This is a genomic window from Pseudomonas neuropathica (genome assembly GCF_015461835.1).
Lineage (GTDB): Bacteria > Pseudomonadota > Gammaproteobacteria > Pseudomonadales > Pseudomonadaceae > Aquipseudomonas > Aquipseudomonas neuropathica.
On the sequence record NZ_JACOPX010000023.1, the window covers coordinates 18,347 to 34,255 of the forward strand.

At 56.5% G+C, this 15,909-nt stretch carries 18 protein-coding genes; 12 read left to right on the forward strand and 6 right to left on the reverse strand.

The genetic code is table 11. From position 1 onward, the window contains the following. The first annotated feature begins 588 nt into the window (after window positions 1–588). The 8 genes from cyoA (at window position 589) to H8F23_RS26445 (ending at window position 6,879) form a co-directional block, all read left to right on the forward strand. Window positions 589–1,530, forward strand: a complete 942-nt coding sequence (gene cyoA, locus H8F23_RS26410) for a ubiquinol oxidase subunit II (protein ID WP_007916947.1) — start codon at window positions 589–591, stop codon at window positions 1,528–1,530. Between the two features lie 3 nt (window positions 1,531–1,533). After that, entirely contained in the window at window positions 1,534–3,564 is a 2,031-nt protein-coding gene (cyoB, locus tag H8F23_RS26415; RefSeq protein WP_007916945.1) for a cytochrome o ubiquinol oxidase subunit I, read from the forward strand. A 3-nt stretch (window positions 3,565–3,567) separates the two neighbouring features. Then, on the forward strand, window positions 3,568–4,191 hold the full coding sequence (cyoC, locus tag H8F23_RS26420; RefSeq protein ID WP_034156084.1) for a cytochrome o ubiquinol oxidase subunit III: 624 nt from the start codon (window positions 3,568–3,570) through the stop codon (window positions 4,189–4,191). Beyond that, complete coding sequence (gene cyoD, locus H8F23_RS26425) at window positions 4,191–4,526, forward strand: cytochrome o ubiquinol oxidase subunit IV (RefSeq protein WP_007916940.1); 336 nt, start codon at window positions 4,191–4,193, stop codon at window positions 4,524–4,526. The genes cyoC and cyoD overlap by 1 nt, the downstream gene beginning before the upstream one ends. Window positions 4,527–4,537: 11 nt before the next feature. After that, window positions 4,538–5,425: a heme o synthase gene (gene cyoE / locus H8F23_RS26430; RefSeq protein WP_007916939.1), complete on the forward strand. Its 888-nt coding sequence runs from the start codon at window positions 4,538–4,540 to the stop codon at window positions 5,423–5,425. 107 nt (window positions 5,426–5,532) lie between these two features. Further along, window positions 5,533–5,877 carry a toxin gene (locus H8F23_RS26435; RefSeq protein ID WP_127929688.1) on the forward strand — a complete coding sequence of 115 codons (345 nt, stop codon included), beginning with the start codon at window positions 5,533–5,535 and terminating at the stop codon, window positions 5,875–5,877. Further along, window positions 5,874–6,188: a helix-turn-helix domain-containing protein gene (locus H8F23_RS26440; RefSeq protein ID WP_194936341.1), complete on the forward strand. Its 315-nt coding sequence runs from the start codon at window positions 5,874–5,876 to the stop codon at window positions 6,186–6,188. Before H8F23_RS26435 ends, H8F23_RS26440 begins: the two co-directional genes overlap by 4 nt. A gap of 199 nt (window positions 6,189–6,387) precedes the next feature. Beyond that, window positions 6,388–6,879, forward strand: a complete 492-nt coding sequence (locus H8F23_RS26445) for a RidA family protein (protein WP_016985615.1) — start codon at window positions 6,388–6,390, stop codon at window positions 6,877–6,879. Window positions 6,880–7,167: 288 nt separating this feature from the next. Here H8F23_RS26445 and H8F23_RS26450 read toward each other — a convergent pair whose 3' ends face one another. The 3 genes from H8F23_RS26450 to H8F23_RS26460 all read right to left on the reverse strand — a co-directional run bounded on the left by H8F23_RS26450 (window position 7,168) and on the right by H8F23_RS26460 (window position 9,368). Next, a complete protein-coding gene (locus H8F23_RS26450) occupies window positions 7,168–7,869 on the reverse strand; it encodes a hypothetical protein (protein ID WP_194936342.1) in 702 nt (233 codons plus the stop codon). 134 nt (window positions 7,870–8,003) lie between these two features. Next, window positions 8,004–8,408, reverse strand: a complete 405-nt coding sequence (locus tag H8F23_RS26455) for a GNAT family N-acetyltransferase (RefSeq protein WP_194936343.1) — start codon at window positions 8,406–8,408, stop codon at window positions 8,004–8,006. A gap of 54 nt (window positions 8,409–8,462) precedes the next feature. After that, the gene (locus H8F23_RS26460) at window positions 8,463–9,368 is read right to left on the reverse strand and encodes a LysR family transcriptional regulator (RefSeq protein ID WP_194936344.1); all 906 of its coding nucleotides are present in this window, start codon (window positions 9,366–9,368) and stop codon (window positions 8,463–8,465) included. Between the two features lie 102 nt (window positions 9,369–9,470). Here H8F23_RS26460 and H8F23_RS26465 point away from each other — a divergent pair, with 102 nt between their 5' ends. Beyond that, complete coding sequence (locus H8F23_RS26465; protein WP_194936345.1) at window positions 9,471–10,643, forward strand: aspartate aminotransferase family protein; 1,173 nt, start codon at window positions 9,471–9,473, stop codon at window positions 10,641–10,643. 117 nt (window positions 10,644–10,760) lie between these two features. Here the strand turns inward: H8F23_RS26465 and H8F23_RS26470 are convergent, their stop codons facing one another. The 3 genes from H8F23_RS26470 to H8F23_RS26480 all read right to left on the reverse strand — a co-directional run bounded on the left by H8F23_RS26470 (window position 10,761) and on the right by H8F23_RS26480 (window position 14,063). Continuing rightward, window positions 10,761–12,680: an alkaline phosphatase D family protein gene (locus H8F23_RS26470; RefSeq protein ID WP_194936346.1), complete on the reverse strand. Its 1,920-nt coding sequence runs from the start codon at window positions 12,678–12,680 to the stop codon at window positions 10,761–10,763. Between the two features lie 71 nt (window positions 12,681–12,751). After that, entirely contained in the window at window positions 12,752–13,489 is a 738-nt protein-coding gene (locus H8F23_RS26475) for a hypothetical protein (protein WP_194936347.1), read from the reverse strand. A gap of 115 nt (window positions 13,490–13,604) precedes the next feature. Further along, complete coding sequence (locus tag H8F23_RS26480) at window positions 13,605–14,063, reverse strand: hypothetical protein (RefSeq protein ID WP_324187901.1); 459 nt, start codon at window positions 14,061–14,063, stop codon at window positions 13,605–13,607. 25 nt (window positions 14,064–14,088) lie between these two features. On the opposite strand from H8F23_RS26480, the gene H8F23_RS26485 reads away from it, so the two are divergent. The 3 genes from H8F23_RS26485 to H8F23_RS26495 are packed head-to-tail and all read left to right on the forward strand — an operon-like array spanning window position 14,089 to window position 15,880. Next, the gene (locus H8F23_RS26485; RefSeq protein WP_194936348.1) at window positions 14,089–14,835 is read left to right on the forward strand and encodes a hypothetical protein; all 747 of its coding nucleotides are present in this window, start codon (window positions 14,089–14,091) and stop codon (window positions 14,833–14,835) included. A 45-nt stretch (window positions 14,836–14,880) separates the two neighbouring features. Continuing rightward, window positions 14,881–15,252: a PH domain-containing protein gene (locus tag H8F23_RS26490; protein WP_122604864.1), complete on the forward strand. Its 372-nt coding sequence runs from the start codon at window positions 14,881–14,883 to the stop codon at window positions 15,250–15,252. 46 nt (window positions 15,253–15,298) lie between these two features. Further along, entirely contained in the window at window positions 15,299–15,880 is a 582-nt protein-coding gene (locus H8F23_RS26495) for a hypothetical protein (protein WP_122604865.1), read from the forward strand. The last annotated feature ends 29 nt before the right edge of the window (window positions 15,881–15,909 follow it).

The window sequence follows — 15,909 nt, forward strand, 5'->3', positions numbered from 1 at the left end:
AGTTTTAACAAGCGCGGGTATATGGCCAAAAGCCTTGGGTTATCGGGCTTTGCGCTGTTCCAGCGTTCGGAAATAGCCTTCGGAGCTGTCTGAACTGACGCGGGTACACCTACATTTTTTGGTGTTTTTGTTGAGAATCTATTTCGATAACATGTGGAACTTTTGCAAAAATGGCGATGCATTGTTGCTCGAATGGATAAAAATTATTTCGGGATAAGACATGGTGTATAGGGCGCTACCTATCTACAATCGCCCGCACTGAATTCCCGGCACTGTTCAGCCTTTATTAAGGAACGCTTTTTTATTAAGGCGCTGCGCAGAAAGTCGGGTGTCGAGTGAGTCGAAAGGCTTTCAAGACACCCAGGTGTCGGTGCCTTCCAACTTTCCGCACCAAATGGAATTGGTCTGTAACAAGGCCTTTGACCACGAATTCGAATAAGAACTGACCGCTGTCCCAGGTTTTGTCGAGCGTCTGACGCGCGACGGGCGGCCCTTATTCAATCCAAAGAAAATGCCAACCCTTGGCAGGGTGAAGTGTTGGCGATCAAAACCCAACTGCATTGCGCAAGCTGCTTTAGAGGTCGTGAGATGAGTAAAAACAGGTACCCCAGATTACTAGGCCTAGTGCCGCTGCTCGGCACGTTGTTGCTGGGAGGCTGCAACATGACCTTGCTCAATCCAACGGGCCAGGTTGGCCTGGAACAGCGAAACCTGATCATCACCGCGACCCTGCTGATGCTGTTGGTCGTTGTGCCGGTTATCGTCATGACCTTCCTGTTCGCCTGGAAGTACCGCGCGTCGAACAAGAACGCCGTCTACACCCCGAAATGGTCGCACTCGACCAAAATCGAAGTGGCAGTCTGGACCATCCCGGTCCTGATCATCATTGCCCTGGGTTACATCACCTACATTTCGACCCACGAACTGGACCCGTATCGTCCGATTCAATCCGACGTCAAGCCAGTGACCATCGAAGTCGTTGCGCTGGACTGGAAGTGGCTGTTCATCTACCCGGAACAAGGCATCGCCACGGTCAACAAGATCGTGTTCCCGGCGCACACGCCAATCAACTTCAAGATCACCTCTGACGCTGTGATGAACTCGTTCTTCATCCCGGGTCTGGGCGGCCAGATCTACGCGATGGCGGGCATGCAGACCAAGCTGCACCTGATCGCTGACCGTAACGCTGAAATGGACGGTATCTCCGCCAACTACAGCGGCGCGGGTTTCACCGGTATGAAATTCAAGGCTATCTCCACCACTCAGGAAGATTTCGACGCCTGGGTAAGTGAAGTCAAGAAGTCACCTAAACAGCTTGATCAAGCTGAATACGCGGCCCTTGCCAAACCGAGCCAGAACAACCCAGTCGAGCTCTACTCCTCGGTCACGCCGAACCAGTTCCAGATCATCGTCGACAAGTACGAAGGTATGAAGCCGGGCAAGCCGCTGAAGCACGAGAAGAAAGAGAAAGAAGTGGCGGCCACGGAAATTGACTCGAGTTCGCATTCAGCTGCCGGGGCAGAGGAGTAAACGATGTTTGGTAAATTAAGTTGGGAAGCAGTCCCATTCCACGAGCCGATCGTGATGGTGACCATCGCCATGATCGCCCTCGGTGGTCTGGCGCTGTTCGCTGCAATCACCTACTTCAAGAAGTGGACCTACTTGTGGACCGAGTGGTTGACCTCGGTCGACCACAAGAAAATCGGCGTGATGTACATCATCGTCGCCATGGTCATGCTGCTGCGCGGTTTTGCCGACGCCATCATGATGCGTACCCAGTTGGCCATGGCCACCGAGGGTTCGCCTGGCTACCTGCCACCTGAACACTATGACCAGATCTTCACCGCTCACGGTGTGATCATGATCATCTTCATGGCGATGCCATTCTTCACCGGCCTGATGAACCTTGCAGTGCCGCTGCAGATCGGCGCGCGTGACGTTGCGTTCCCGTTCCTGAACTCCCTGAGCTTCTGGCTGCTGGTATCCGGCGTAGTGCTGATCAACCTGTCCCTGGGCGTCGGCGAATTCGCCAAGACCGGTTGGGTTGCCTATCCACCACTGTCGGGTCTGCAATACAGCCCTGGCGTGGGCATGGACTACTACATCTGGGCGCTACAGCTATCCGGGTTAGGTACGACGCTAACGGGGGTTAACTTCCTCGCGACCGTACTGAAAATGCGTACCCCTGGCATGAAACTGATGGACATGCCGATCTTCACCTGGACCTGCACCTGGGCAAACGTTCTGATCGTGGCTTCGTTCCCGATCCTGACCGCTACCCTGGCACTGCTGACCCTTGACCGTTACATGGATTTCCACATTTTCACCAATGAACTTGGTGGCAATCCAATGATGTACGTCAACCTGTTCTGGGCCTGGGGCCACCCTGAGGTTTACATCCTGATCCTGCCGGCATTCGGCATCTTCTCGGAAGTGATCTCGGCGTTCACCGGCAAGAAACTGTTCGGCCACCACTCGATGATCTACGCCTCGGGCGCGATCTCGGTACTGGGCTTCATGGTTTGGCTGCACCACTTCTTCACCATGGGTTCGGGTGCCAGCGTCAACGCCTTCTTCGGTCTGGCGACGATGCTGATTTCCATCCCGACGGGTGTGAAGCTATTTAACTGGCTGTTCACCATCTACCAGGGCCGTCTGCGCTTCACCAGCCAGGTTCTGTGGACCCTGGGCTTCATGGTGACCTTCGCCATCGGCGGCATGACCGGCGTACTGCTGGCCATCCCGGGTGCTGACTTCGTTCTGCACAACAGCCTGTTCGTGATCGCGCACTTCCATAACGTGATCATCGGCGGTGCGGTATTCGGTTACATCGCTGGTTTCGCGTTCTACTTCCCGAAAGCGTTCGGCTTCAAGCTGCACGAAGGCTGGGGTAAAGCAGCGTTCTGGTTCTGGATCTCGGGCTTCTTCGTCGCGTTCATGCCGCTCTATGCACTGGGCTTCATGGGCATGACCCGTCGTCTGAACGCCACCACCAACCCTGAGTGGGTACCGTACCTGTACGTTGCCATGTTCGGTGCGGTGATGATCGCTGTCGGTATCGCCTGCCAACTGATCCAGCTGTACGTCAGTGTGCGCGACCGCAACAAGCCAGAGAACGTTTGCGATCACGGTGACCCGTGGAATGCACACACTCTGGAATGGTCGACCTCGTCGCCACCTCCGTTCTACAACTTTGCTGTGCTGCCTAAGGCTGACTGCATCGACCCGTTCACCGAAGCCAAGGAAAACGGTACTGCGTACCAGCGTCCGGCCAAGTACGAGCCGATCCACATGCCGAACAACACCGCCACTGGCGTGGTGATGGGCGCACTGTTGACCGTCTTCGGTTTCGCGATGATCTGGCACATCTGGTGGTTGGCAATCGCCAGCCTGGCCGGCACCGTCATCTACTTCGTGATCCACGCTGCACGTGACGACCAGGGCTATATGGTTCCGGTTGAAACGATCGAGCGTATCGAAGCCGAGCAGCACAAGCGTCTGGTTGCGGCAGGGAAAATCCCGGCCGGTGCCACCCGTGTTGAAACCTCGTTGGAACAGGCTTAAACCATGTCGAACTTAGTGACCAATGTTGGACACGCCCATGGTGACCATGGGCACGATGACCATCACCACGACTCGGGCGAGATGACCGTTTACGGTTTCTGGCTCTACCTGATGACCGACTGCATTCTGTTTGCGTCGATCTTCGCGGTGTACGCAGTACTGGTAAACAACGTAGCCGGTGGCCCGTCGGGCCACGACATCTTCGAACTGCCATACGTGCTGGGCGAAACCGCTCTGCTGTTGTTCAGTTCGATCACCTACGGCTTCGCCATGCTGGCGTTGTTCAAAGGCAAGAAGCAGCAGGTTCTGGGTTGGTTGTTCATGACCTTCCTGCTCGGTGCAGGCTTTATCGCCATGGAGATCAACGAGTTCCATCTGCTGATCTCCGAGGGCTTCGGTCCTAGCCGTTCGGGCTTCCTGTCGGCGTTCTTCACCCTGGTCGGTACCCACGGTCTGCACGTGTCGGCGGGTCTGATCTGGATGGGCATCATGATGTACCAGGTCAACAAGCACGGCCTGACGGCGACCAACAAGACCCGTCTGAGCTGCCTGAGCCTGTTCTGGCACTTCCTGGACGTGGTGTGGATCTGCGTATTCACCGTTGTTTACCTGATGGGGACTCTGTAATGGCTAATGCACACTCCCATGACAGCCATGATGCTGGCCACGGCAGCGTAAAGTCGTACGCCATTGGCTTCATCCTGTCGGTGATCCTGACCGTGATTCCATTCGGTCTGGTGATGTACCCGAGCCTGCCGAAGGCCACCACGCTGGCAATCGTTCTGTTGTTCGCAGTGATCCAGGTGATCGTTCACCTGTATTACTTCCTGCACCTGGACCGTTCCATTGCTCAGCGTAACAACGTGATCGCGTTTGTCTTTACGGCCATTGTGATCGTGCTGCTGGTTGGCCTGTCGTTGTGGATCATGTTCAGCATCCACACCTACATGATGGCGAAGTGAGGTAAGACCCGATGTCGCTCAAGCACTTTATCCAAATCACCAAACCGGGGATCATTTTCGGTAACGTGCTTTCTGTGGCAGGCGGGTTTTTCCTGGCCTCGAAAGGGCATGTGGATCTGGCGGTGTTTCTGGCTGCCATGATCGGTACATCCCTGGTTGTTGCCTCCGGTTGCGTGTTCAACAACTGCATCGACCGCGACATCGACCTGAAGATGGAACGCACTAAAAACCGGGTGCTGGTGCAGGGCTTGATCTCCCTGAAACTGGCCCTGGTCTACGCGACCATCCTTGGTGTTCTCGGCGTTGCGTTGTTGTACAAGGTGGCCAACCCGTTGGCCGCTTTGTTCGCGGTGATCGGCTTCATCATCTACGTCGGCTTCTACAGCCTGTACCTCAAGCGCAAGTCGGTTCACGGCACGCTGGTGGGCAGTCTGTCGGGCGCCATGCCGCCAGTGATCGGTTACGTTGCCGTAACCAACAGCTTCGACATGGCCGCGCTGACGTTGCTGGTGATGTTCAGCCTGTGGCAGATGCCGCATTCCTACGCCATCGCGATCTTCCGCTTCAACGATTACCTGGCCGCATCGATTCCGGTGCTGCCAGTGAAGCGCGGGATTCAAGTGGCCAAGAAGCACATCCTGCTCTACATCCTGGCGTTCCTCGTAGCGACCTTGATGCTGACCTTCAGCGGTTACGCTGGCATGAGCTATCTCGCGGTGGCTGCGGCCATGGGCATGTACTGGTTGTACATGGCCTGGACCGGCTACAAGGCAGTGGATGACACGGTCTGGGCACGCAAGCTGTTCGTGTTCTCGATCTTCACCATCACTGCGTTGAGCGTCATGATGTCCCTGGACTTCAAGGTGCCTGCAGAGTTGCTGCTGACGTACGCGCCGTAAGGCTCAAAGGCTTGAAGAAAAAACCCCGCACATTGCGGGGTTTTTTGTTTATCTGGAGCCGGATTTGTTGATAGTCTGTCTGTAGGCGATTTGCCTATAGTTTGCACATGCGAACCGTATTCTTTGAAACAACGATATTTACCACAAGCGTTGGTCAGTACCTGACAGACGATGAGTACCGAGAACTGCAGGCTTATATGCAGGGCAATCCGTTGGCAGGCGATGTGATGCCCCGAACGGGTGGATTCAGAAAACTACGCTGGGCTGATGCTCGACGTGGCAAGGGCCGACGAGGCGGCTTGCGGGTCATCTATTATTGGCTTATGAATGATGGTCAGTTCTGGATGTTTGCAATTTACGACAAAGATGAGCTTGAGAATCTGACTGCCGAGCAAGAAAAGGCGCTCAAAAAAGCCATAGATAAAGAGTTGAAAACACGAGGTACCCCATGAAAAAACGCGACCTGTTTGCAGAGTTGATACAGGGCGTTGATGAGATGGCGGCTCAACGCGAAGGAAAAATTACCCTGCGCAATACAGTGCTTGAGGACAAACCAGTCCCCGAAGTCGGAGCCCAAGAAATCGTGGCTTTGAGAGAAAAGTTACATATGTCTCAAGCCGTCTTTGCCAAGCGAATCAGGGCGAGTCCCAGCACTCTGAGAAACTGGGAGCAGGAAAAGTCAAAGCCAAATGCTCAAGCTGCTTTGTTGATCCGTTTGGTTGAAAAATTCCCTGACATGGTTGACCGCCTGAGCGCGGTTTAACGACAAAGTCATTTAATTTAAAGCCCCATTACTTCGAAAGAGGTCTGGGGCTTTTGTTTTCCGTGACTGCGGGTTGCGGCGCAGTAACAAACCCCCTAGATTTGGATCCAACCATGACAGTGATAGCTCCTTGCCATTTGCGGTTGCCCATCTGTCTTAACCTGCACTTCTTCATGCACTGATCAAAAGGCTGGGCGAAATGACTGAGAGGATGACCTGCGACGAGCGTTTTATTGCCCTGGCCCAAGAGCTGAACTACGACATCTATGGTGAGAACACCGCTGGCGGCAATTACGCGCCGTTGATCCGTCATCATGATGAGCTGTACATCAGCGGCATGGTGCCGCGCACCCACGGCAAGATTCAGTACCCTGGTCGGGTTGGGCTGGAACTGAATCTCAAGGATGCGCAAGCCGCCGCCAGCATCAGTGCGATGCGTTGTCTGGCGCTGATCGTCGATGCGGTGGGTTCGCTGGACAAGATCAAGGCGTTGTTGCGGGTCACTGTTTACGTGAAGTCGACGCCGGACTTCGTTGACCTGAGCGAAGTGGCCAACGGTGCGTCGGACGTGTTCAGTCATGTGCTCGGCGATGCCGGCCGGCATACGCGCACCACGGTCGGTGTGTATCAGTTGCCGAAGAATGCGGCGATTGAGGTGGACATGATTGTAGCGTTGCATCCTTCGGCTTGAGGGTTGTTTGACGGCTTGCCCTCACCCTAACCCTCTCCCTCGGGAGAGGGGACTGACCGAGGTGTCTTGCGCTATACATCGACCTGAGAGGTCGAGGCGATTGTGGATTCGGCACCGCACTTTCATTTCGGTGCATCTCTTGAATATCTCCCGATCGGCTCCCTCTCCCTCGGGAGAGGGCTGGGGTGAGGGGCGAGGATTTTCGCCTTCTCACAAATCCCCAGCCGAAAACCAAAAAGCCCCGCACTGAATCCCAGCGCGGGGCTTTTTCGTACAGCGGCTGCGCTATTACTGCGCGGCGATGGTATAGCCATCGAACGCAGTCTGCTGTTGCAGTGCCGTGATGATGTTCTTGCGATTTACCGCCTGCTCGGTGCCAGCATTGTCGACGAAGACTTCGCTTTCCAGTTCCGCTTCCTCACCTTCACCGACGAAGGTGAAACCGAGGAACTCCAGCGCTGCACGGTCAACGTTCAGGCGCGAGCGTGGCGTGCGCAGTGGCAAGGTCACGCTGATGCCGTCCTTGCTGATGGTGAAGATTTCGACTTCTTTCTTCTTCGCAGCCTTGCTCTTGCCGCCGCTCGGATTGCTGATCGCCTGATGGGTCTGGTTCAGCACTTTCAGGGCGAGGCCGTAAACGATTTCCTGGAACGCCGGGTCGTCCTTGAAGCTGGACAGAATGCGGCCGATCGAGAACTTGCTGCTGAGGTCTTCAAGGGCGGCGAGGTCGGCGGCTTCGGCGTCTTTCAGCGCCTTGAGTTCGCCCATCAGCTCGTAGGCCTTGTCGTCATCGAAGCTGTCGTGAGCCTGACGGATCGCCGCGCGCAGCTCGCGGATCTGGTCGCTTTCGCGGGTCGACTGGAACGCGTCCAGGACCATCTCGCTGATGATTTTGGCTTGGGGCAGGTGTTGTGAAAGATTGATGGAGTTTTCGTATTCCGCTTTGGACGATTCGGTGACTACGGATTCAGCGGTGTTGAAATCGGACATTGAAATTTCACTACTTTTTAACTTGAGTGGAGATGAGAAAACCCAAGGGCTTTTTCAGGCTGACTAATTTAGGGGAGCGGGGCGGCGTTGTCACGGAGCAACGGTCTGCCGGTCGAGTTTTTTCCCGGCGTGTGCTATTTCCGGCGCGGGCGTTCCATGGCAATCACCGAGGTCTCGAAACCCAGGCTGGCGAAAAAAGCCTCTGCGCCTTCGCGCCCGGCGCGCAGCACCCACGTGATATCCGCGTTGTCGCCCATGATGTGCTCAACCAGTGCGCGGCCAAGCCCTTCACGCCGATGCTGGTCATCGACCACCACCATTGACAGGTAACCATTGGACAAACCATCAGTGATCCCGCGAGCGAAACCGATGATGCGCTCACCCTGGACGGCGACGGCCTTGCGCTGGGAATGCTCTAGCAACTGGGCGAAGTGTTCAGCTGAGCCGGTGCGATGGCCCCAGCCATGCTGCCCGAGAAACTGCCTCACCGATTCCGTTTCGACCGGCAGCAAATCACGTACGACGAGTGTCTTGTTCATCTGCTGTTCGGGTCCTTGTCAGTGATTATTCCTGGGAGGCTGGTGCAGGTGACGTCAGGATTTGCCCCAGCGCTGCATGACAAACTCTACGAAACGACGCAGTTTCGGCAAGCGATAGCGATCCGGCGCGTAGAGTAGATGCATCGGTCGGCTGGGTGGCTGGTAATCGGCGATCACTTTCACCAGTCGGCCTTCGCGCAGGTCTTGTTCCACCAGCGCATCCGGCAACATCACGATGCCCATGCCGGTGCGGGCAGCCTGATGCAGCCCGGCGGAGCTGTTGATCAGCATAGGTCCGCTGACGTCGACCATGATTTCCCCGTCGGGGCTGCTCAGGCGCCAACGCTTTTCCACCGATTGCCAGTCGTCACCGGCGGGATAGGCAAATGACAGGCAATCGTGATGCTGCAAGTCTTCCGGCGTTTTCGGCATGCCGCGCCGGGCGACGTATTGCGGCGACGCGCACGCGGTCAGGGTGTAGTCGATCAAGGGCCGGGCGATCAGGTTGGACTGCTCGAAGTTGCCCAGCCGAAACGCGACATCGAGGCCGCTTTCCAATAGATCGGGACGGGTGTTGGTCAACACCACATCGAGTTTGACCTGTGGATAAAGCAACGAAAACTCACTCAGCGCCGGCGCCAGTCGTTCAACGCCGAACGTCAGCGGCGCGGTGAGGCGCAGCATGCCTCGGGGTTGATCGAGGGTCTGCTCGGCGAGGCGTTCGGAATCGGCGACCAATCCCAACACTTCCAGGCAACGCTGGTAATAAACGCTACCAAATTCGGTGAGCCGCTGACGGCGGGTCGTACGTTGCAGCAGTTGCACACCCAGCCGCTGCTCCAGCGCGCGCAGGTGATTGCCAACCATGGTCGTCGACATATCACACTGCAACGCCGCCGCCGTCATGCTCCCGGCTTCGACGACTTTGACGTACACGCTCATTGATTGGAACAGATCCATTATCAAGCTCTGCTTTTAAATGAATGAAGTTTTTCCGAGTTTATCCAGTTTAGGTGGCTAACCATACTGCCAGCACACCGACCTTCACTGGAGTTTGAAGTCATGACCGCCGCCCTGATGAACACCTACCAACCGCTGGCCCTGAGTTTCACCAAAGGCCTCGGCACTCGCCTGTGGGATCGGGCGGGTCGCGAGTATCTGGATGCGGTTGCCGGTGTCGCGGTGACCAATGTCGGCCACTCACACCCGCGGATCGTTTCGGCGATCAGCGAGCAGGCGGGATTGCTGCTGCACACGTCGAATCTGTACAGCATCGACTGGCAGCAACAACTGGCCAAACGGCTGACGGAGCTGTCGGGGATGGAGCGGGCGTTCTTCAATAACTCCGGTGCCGAGGCCAATGAAACGGCGCTGAAACTCGCGCGTTTGTACGGCTGGCGCAAAGGCATCGAACAGCCGCTGGTGGTGGTCATGGCCAACGCGTTCCATGGCCGCACACTTGGCACCTTGTCGGCCAGCGATGGCCCGGCTGTGCGCTTGGGTTTCAACGATTTGCCGGGGGATTTCGTCAAGGTGCCATTTGGTGATCTCGCTGCGCTGGAGCAACTGCAGCTAAAACACGGTGAGCGCATCGTGGCGATTCTGGTTGAGCCAATCCAAGGCGAAAGCGGTGTGCAGCTCGCGCCGCCGGGTTACCTGAAAGCCCTGCGTGAACTGTGCAATCGCCATGCGTGGTTATTGATGCTCGATGAAATCCAGACCGGCATCGGCCGCACCGGCCGCTGGTTTGCGTTTCAACATGAAGGCATTGTCCCGGATGTCATGACCCTGGCAAAAGGGCTGGGCAACGGCGTGCCGATCGGCGCTTGTCTCGCACGGGGCAGGGCGGCGGACCTGTTCACCCCCGGCAGTCATGGCAGCACCTTCGGCGGCAATCCACTCGCGTGTCGGGTCGGTTGCACGGTGCTGGATATCATCGAAGAGCAGGGCCTGCTGGAAAACGCCCGTATTCAGGGTGAGCGTCTGTTGACTCGGCTGCGTGCAGAACTGGCAGACAATCCCAACGTCCTGGCAATTCGCGGGCAGGGCTTGATGATCGGTATCGAGCTGAAACAACCGGTGCGAGATCTGACCCTGATCGCGGCGCGGGATCATGGGCTGTTGATCAACGTCACGCGGGGCAAGACGATACGGCTGCTGCCACCGTTGACGATTGATGAGCGGGAGGTGGAAATGATTGTCAGAGGAATTGGACGGATTGTTTCCGCGAGTTAATGGATATCCGATAACCCTGTGGGAGCGAGCTTGCTCGCGAAGGCGTCGTCACAGTCGACATTAATGTTGAATGCTCGACCGCATTCGCGAGCAAGCTCGCTCCCACACGGGAAGCCTCTAGTCCGGATAATCCGCCAGATCCGGCGCCAGCATCCGTGTCTTCGCCTTGCCATTCGAATTGTGCTGAATGATCTCGCGCGGCTGCCCCTGTTCATTGAAAAACACCTGACCGATCCCCGCCGAATTCCATAGGCGTTCACCAGCCTCAGCATGTTCAGGCGTGTACGGCACGATGAGCATGCGGCGGCGTTTGGTAAACCAGTTCAGCGGGGAGCGTGGCGAATAGAGCCAGCGGTTGAGGCGGTCGAACCATTCCAGCAGGGTTTTCGGAAACTCGTTCTTGATCCCGCTGCTGGTGATCTGCCAGATTCGCGGCCCGGCCTTGCGGTGTCGAATAAGCACTTCGTAGACGAAGGAATAATGCACATCGCCCGACAGCACCACGTAGTTGCCCGGTGTGCGCGAGTGGCGGAAAATGTTCAGTATTACCTGCGCGGCACCGCGATGGGCCATCCAGTTTTCCGCGTCGACCAGCAGCGGATAACCGCACCAACTGAAAACCTTCTGCACGGTTTCAATCAGCTTCACGCCGAAGATCGGCGCCGGGGACACGATGATCGCTGACGGGTGATCGAGCAGTTCCTGCTGCAGTTCACTCAGTGCCTCCCAATCGAGCAGTCCCGAGGGCTGCTTGAGCGCCATCTCACTGCGCCAGCGGCGGGTACGGGTGTCGATGACCACCAGCGCCGGACTGCTCGGCAGGACGAAATGCCATTGCTGAAAGCGCAACAAATCATCGATCAGAGCATCCTGCACCGGGCTGTCGAGATACTGGTCATTGCCACTGGCGCTCAGCCCCAGTGTTTTCTCCAACACATCCTTGAACGCATCGGGATTGTTGCCCCAGCCCTGACACAACATATAGGCGATCAACGCATTGCCGATGATGCGTTTGGAGAACGGATGGCCGTAGGCCGTTTCCTCCCATTGCGCGGACAGGTTCCAGTCGTCGGTGATGTCGTGATCATCGAAAATCATCAGGCTCGGCAGATGCGCGAGCGCGCGGGCGACCTTGTCCAATCCAGCCTTGAACGCGTCGATGCGAGTCTGTTCGAGGGTGTAGCGCTTGAGGCGTTCCGGCGTCAGCTCGGGCGCTTGCGGATCGATCAGCGACCAGGCCGTTGGCGACCACACCAGCAAGTACATCGCCATGACTTCGGCGAACGTCACCAAGTGATTGTCAGCGCTGCTGCTGGTGAAAATCGGCTTACGCGCGCCGCCGAAAAATCGCTCGCGTAATGTCTCGTTGCTCTCAAGTGCCGGTAACAAATCCGCACGATGGTAGTAACTGGCCGGATGTTCATAGAGCTTGGCGCTGTCGCTGACCACGGCGCCTTCGAGGTGTTCGTCGAACAACCCGAGGCGTTCGATCAAGGCATGAATCGCCCGCAGCATCGGGCCGGCGACATCGTCGGCGTAGACCTGGTCGCCGCTCATCATCAACAGGGCCGGACGTTGTTGCGGATCGGTTTCCGTCGCCAGCAATTGGTCGACGCAAAGCAAACCATCCGTCGCCGGGTGATGCGGTTTGCGGCAAGAGCCGTGCAGCAGTTGATCGATCCGCGAGCGCAGGACGAAGTTCGGACTGGTTGCATCGCCGTACAGCAGATGCGCCGCCCAGTCGGCGATGCCCTCTGCATTGTCGATCAGCAGGTCATAGTCGATACGTGTATCGCACGGCAGGGCGTTGTCGAGAGAAACATCGATGAGATGGACAAAGGCGTGGCGGCCTACGGGAATGACCGTGCATTTCCCGGCATCGAGAGGAATGTCTCCTACACCCTGCAGGCGCAAGGTCAGCGCCAGTGGCCGCGTGCCGACCAGCCACATGACCACGCGCGTAGGCTCCAGCCGTCGCAGCAGCGGGCCGGCCAGGACAGGAGGCAGCGGGATCAGGTTAGCGGGTGTCGAAGACATCGAGGGCAAAGCTCAAGGCGCACAGGCCGGCGATGATAGCGCAGCCGGCGCCTTGAACCCTTAAATCAGCCTTAAGAGTCGGCTTTTTGCAGTTTCAGCGCCAACAAACGCCATTGCGCAGGCAGCGCGTCAACTCGCGGCTGCTCTTGCACTGAGCAATCGAAACGGTAGGTGACATCGTCGCCGTTCATGTTGCGTGCGGTGACGGTGTTGTTGAAGGTGTAGACCTGATCCTTGAAGCGGTGGCTGACCAGTGCCTTGCTGTCTGCAAAGCGCGCCGAAGCGGGGAAGCGCAACGTGCTGGTCACAAACGGGCTGCACATGACATACGCAATCATCGACTTGTCGGCCTGTGCGTCGCCGCGCAATTTCTTGTTCAGTGCTGCCAGGGCCATGCGACCGTCATAGTCGCTTTGATCCAGCACGGTCTGTAACCCGATCGATTTCGGCGCCCGGCTGGCGTAGTTCGGCAACAGTGCGGAGTCGGCGGGAGAGGGTTTGTCGTCCGGCTCGATGGCAGCAAATGCCGGTGCATCCTTTAGATCGGCAGCGGGTGTGACTGCCTCGGCCTCAGGCAATAGAGAGGTCGGCTCGGTGACTGGCGTGTTTTCAGCCTGCGGCGCTTCGTAGTCATGCGACGACGGAAACAACGACAACGTGATCGACAGCACCACCATCGCCACAATGAAGCCGCCCGCAGCACCCACGATGTTGCCGTAGAAAATATTCCAGCTGCCACGGTTCTGCACCACCCAGCGCCACATGAACCCCCAAACCGCAACAATCGCCAGAAAACGCAGAAACTCCATTTGATCCTTTCCTTAAACCTTCCAAACCTGAAATCAACGCACGCCCAAGGTGAACGCCGACGATGGGCGGCAAGATAACAAAACAAACGGGTAATGCCAGTGACGAGAGTGCTGCTCAGTGAAAATTGAGCGCAAAAAACGCCAGCGTCGTCACACCAGCAGCCAGCCCACAGATACCGGCGAAAAGTTGCCGGGCCAACGGATGCTCTGGCTGAGGACGCCTGACCAGCCACATCCAGACACCCGCCAGCACACCGAGCGTGGTGATCACTTGCAGCACGCTACTCGCCAGGTTTTCGGGTGAGGGAGGCACGTGCGCCGGGAAAAGTCCTGCACAGACCACCGAAAAAATCATTGCGACGATGAAGCCGCTGGCGGCACCCGCCAGGTTGGCAAGGATCAGGTTCCAGGCACCACGGGTCTGCACAACCCAAGCCCAAACGGCTGCCCAGACGAAAAAGTACAACACGGCCATCAAGGCGTTTCTCCCTCTGAAAATCGATTCCATCGAGGCGCTGGCGACCTCGTTACTGGCAGTGGACGGCACGATAGCAAAATAGTAGCGTCGCGCCACTGCCCATCTCCGTAACGGACTACCCATGCCAATCAGTACCCATTGTTTGCGCCTGCTCTGCGCAATCACTCTCGCCGCTGCAATGGCCCCAGCATTCGCCGCCGTGCAAGAGCATCCGGAAAACAGCTGGAAGTATTACGCCGGCAACTGCCAGCGCGTGCTGGAGAAAATGGCCGACGTGCAGAGCGGTCGGGCCACGGCCTACGACGTGATGTTTGCCCTGGAAAGCAACCTGCGAACCATGAATGAACACCGCTCGAACCTGACACCCAACCACCTAGGCTCCCGAGAATTTGCACAATGCGAAAACGTAGCGGGCCAGGCTGAAGCGATGATCGCCCAAGGCAAAGCCGAGTTCGCCGCAAAAATGCAAGGTGCTGCTGAGGAAGGCCGCATCGCCCACCAGAACTCCCCCGCCTACCAACGCGCCCGCGCCCTCGGCTACAGCGACGTCGGCGACATCTCCTTCCTGAAACTGCACGAAGACACCGACGGCGAAGCACGCCTGAAAACCATGTTGATCACTGTCGACGAAATCTGCGGCCAATACTTCCGCGCCACGCAATATGTGAAGCCGTATGTGATCTACACCGTCAGGCCTTCTGACGGCGGTTGTGGCGAAGTGAAACGCGTGGCGGTGGTTGGCGGCCGATCAGTGGAGAAGGGCGATTACATTGATGAGAAGGGCGAGTTTCAGTATCTGGGTTGGAAAAAGCTTGTTGGCGCCGATGGCTTCCCGACGGATATCCGCGTGCTGAAAGCCCGTCGTTGAAGCAAAGAAATACCGGGATGTTTTCTTGAAGATGAGGATGGACAGATGATCGACTTCAACAACAAAGGCTTCTTCAAACTCAAGCAGAACGATGAGTACGCCGAACGCGTAAGCGCGCTGTTGCTCGACGGCGAGGAAGTGATCGACTCTTACAAGGCCATGCGTGACGGCGTGGTGTTTACCAACAAGCGCATCATCGCAGTCAACGTTCAGGGCATTACCGGCAGCAAGAAGGATTTCACGTCCTTGCCGTACAAGAACATCGTCGCCTACTCCGTGGAAACCTCGGGCACGTTCGATCTGGATTCGGAGTTGGAGATTTACTTCTCGTCACTGGGGAAGGTGAAGTTCGAATTCACCGGGAAGACGTCGATGGTGGAGATTTCGAAATATATTTCAAGTCATCTCCTGAAGTAGTTCGGGCGCGCGAGTCCGATAATTTAAATTTAATAAGGGGTCAAGAATGAGTGGTTGGTCGTCGGATACATGGCAGAAAATTGGTATCGTCTTCGCTATTGCTTTTGGGTTGTGGGGCGCTGGATTGAGTACCTTTCAGGAGTACCGAAATTACAAGAAAGGCGTTCCCAAGATCTATACCCAACTAACCGTCTCGCGACCCGATTTCAAGGAGGGGGCTAAATCACGTCCTGCTACATTTGTCGTAACAGCAAACAATGCTGGTCAAAGCTCTTTGACATTTATGCCCACTGTTTCTGTACTGGTGGTCAATCCCGGTTCAGGCCTTAGCCAGACGGTTAGTGGGCAGTTAGCGACGAGCGAAGTCTATGGTTTGCCGCAAACGTTGAAATCTGGGGAGCGAATCACCGCTACTTTTACGTCTGATGATTCTGATGCTGTATTTGGTCCGAACATGCAATACATCGTCATTCTGCAAACGGAGGAAGGGCTTTTATACATTACAGAAAATAGAGCAGGCCCTATAAAGGATGCAGATGCATACAAGTCGCTTTTGGAAATGGTGAAATATCAGGCGAAAGTTAACTTTCAAAGCCGCCCTGCGGCCATGATGGAGTCAGGACAGTAATTACTACTTGAAGAACAGTGGAAATAGAA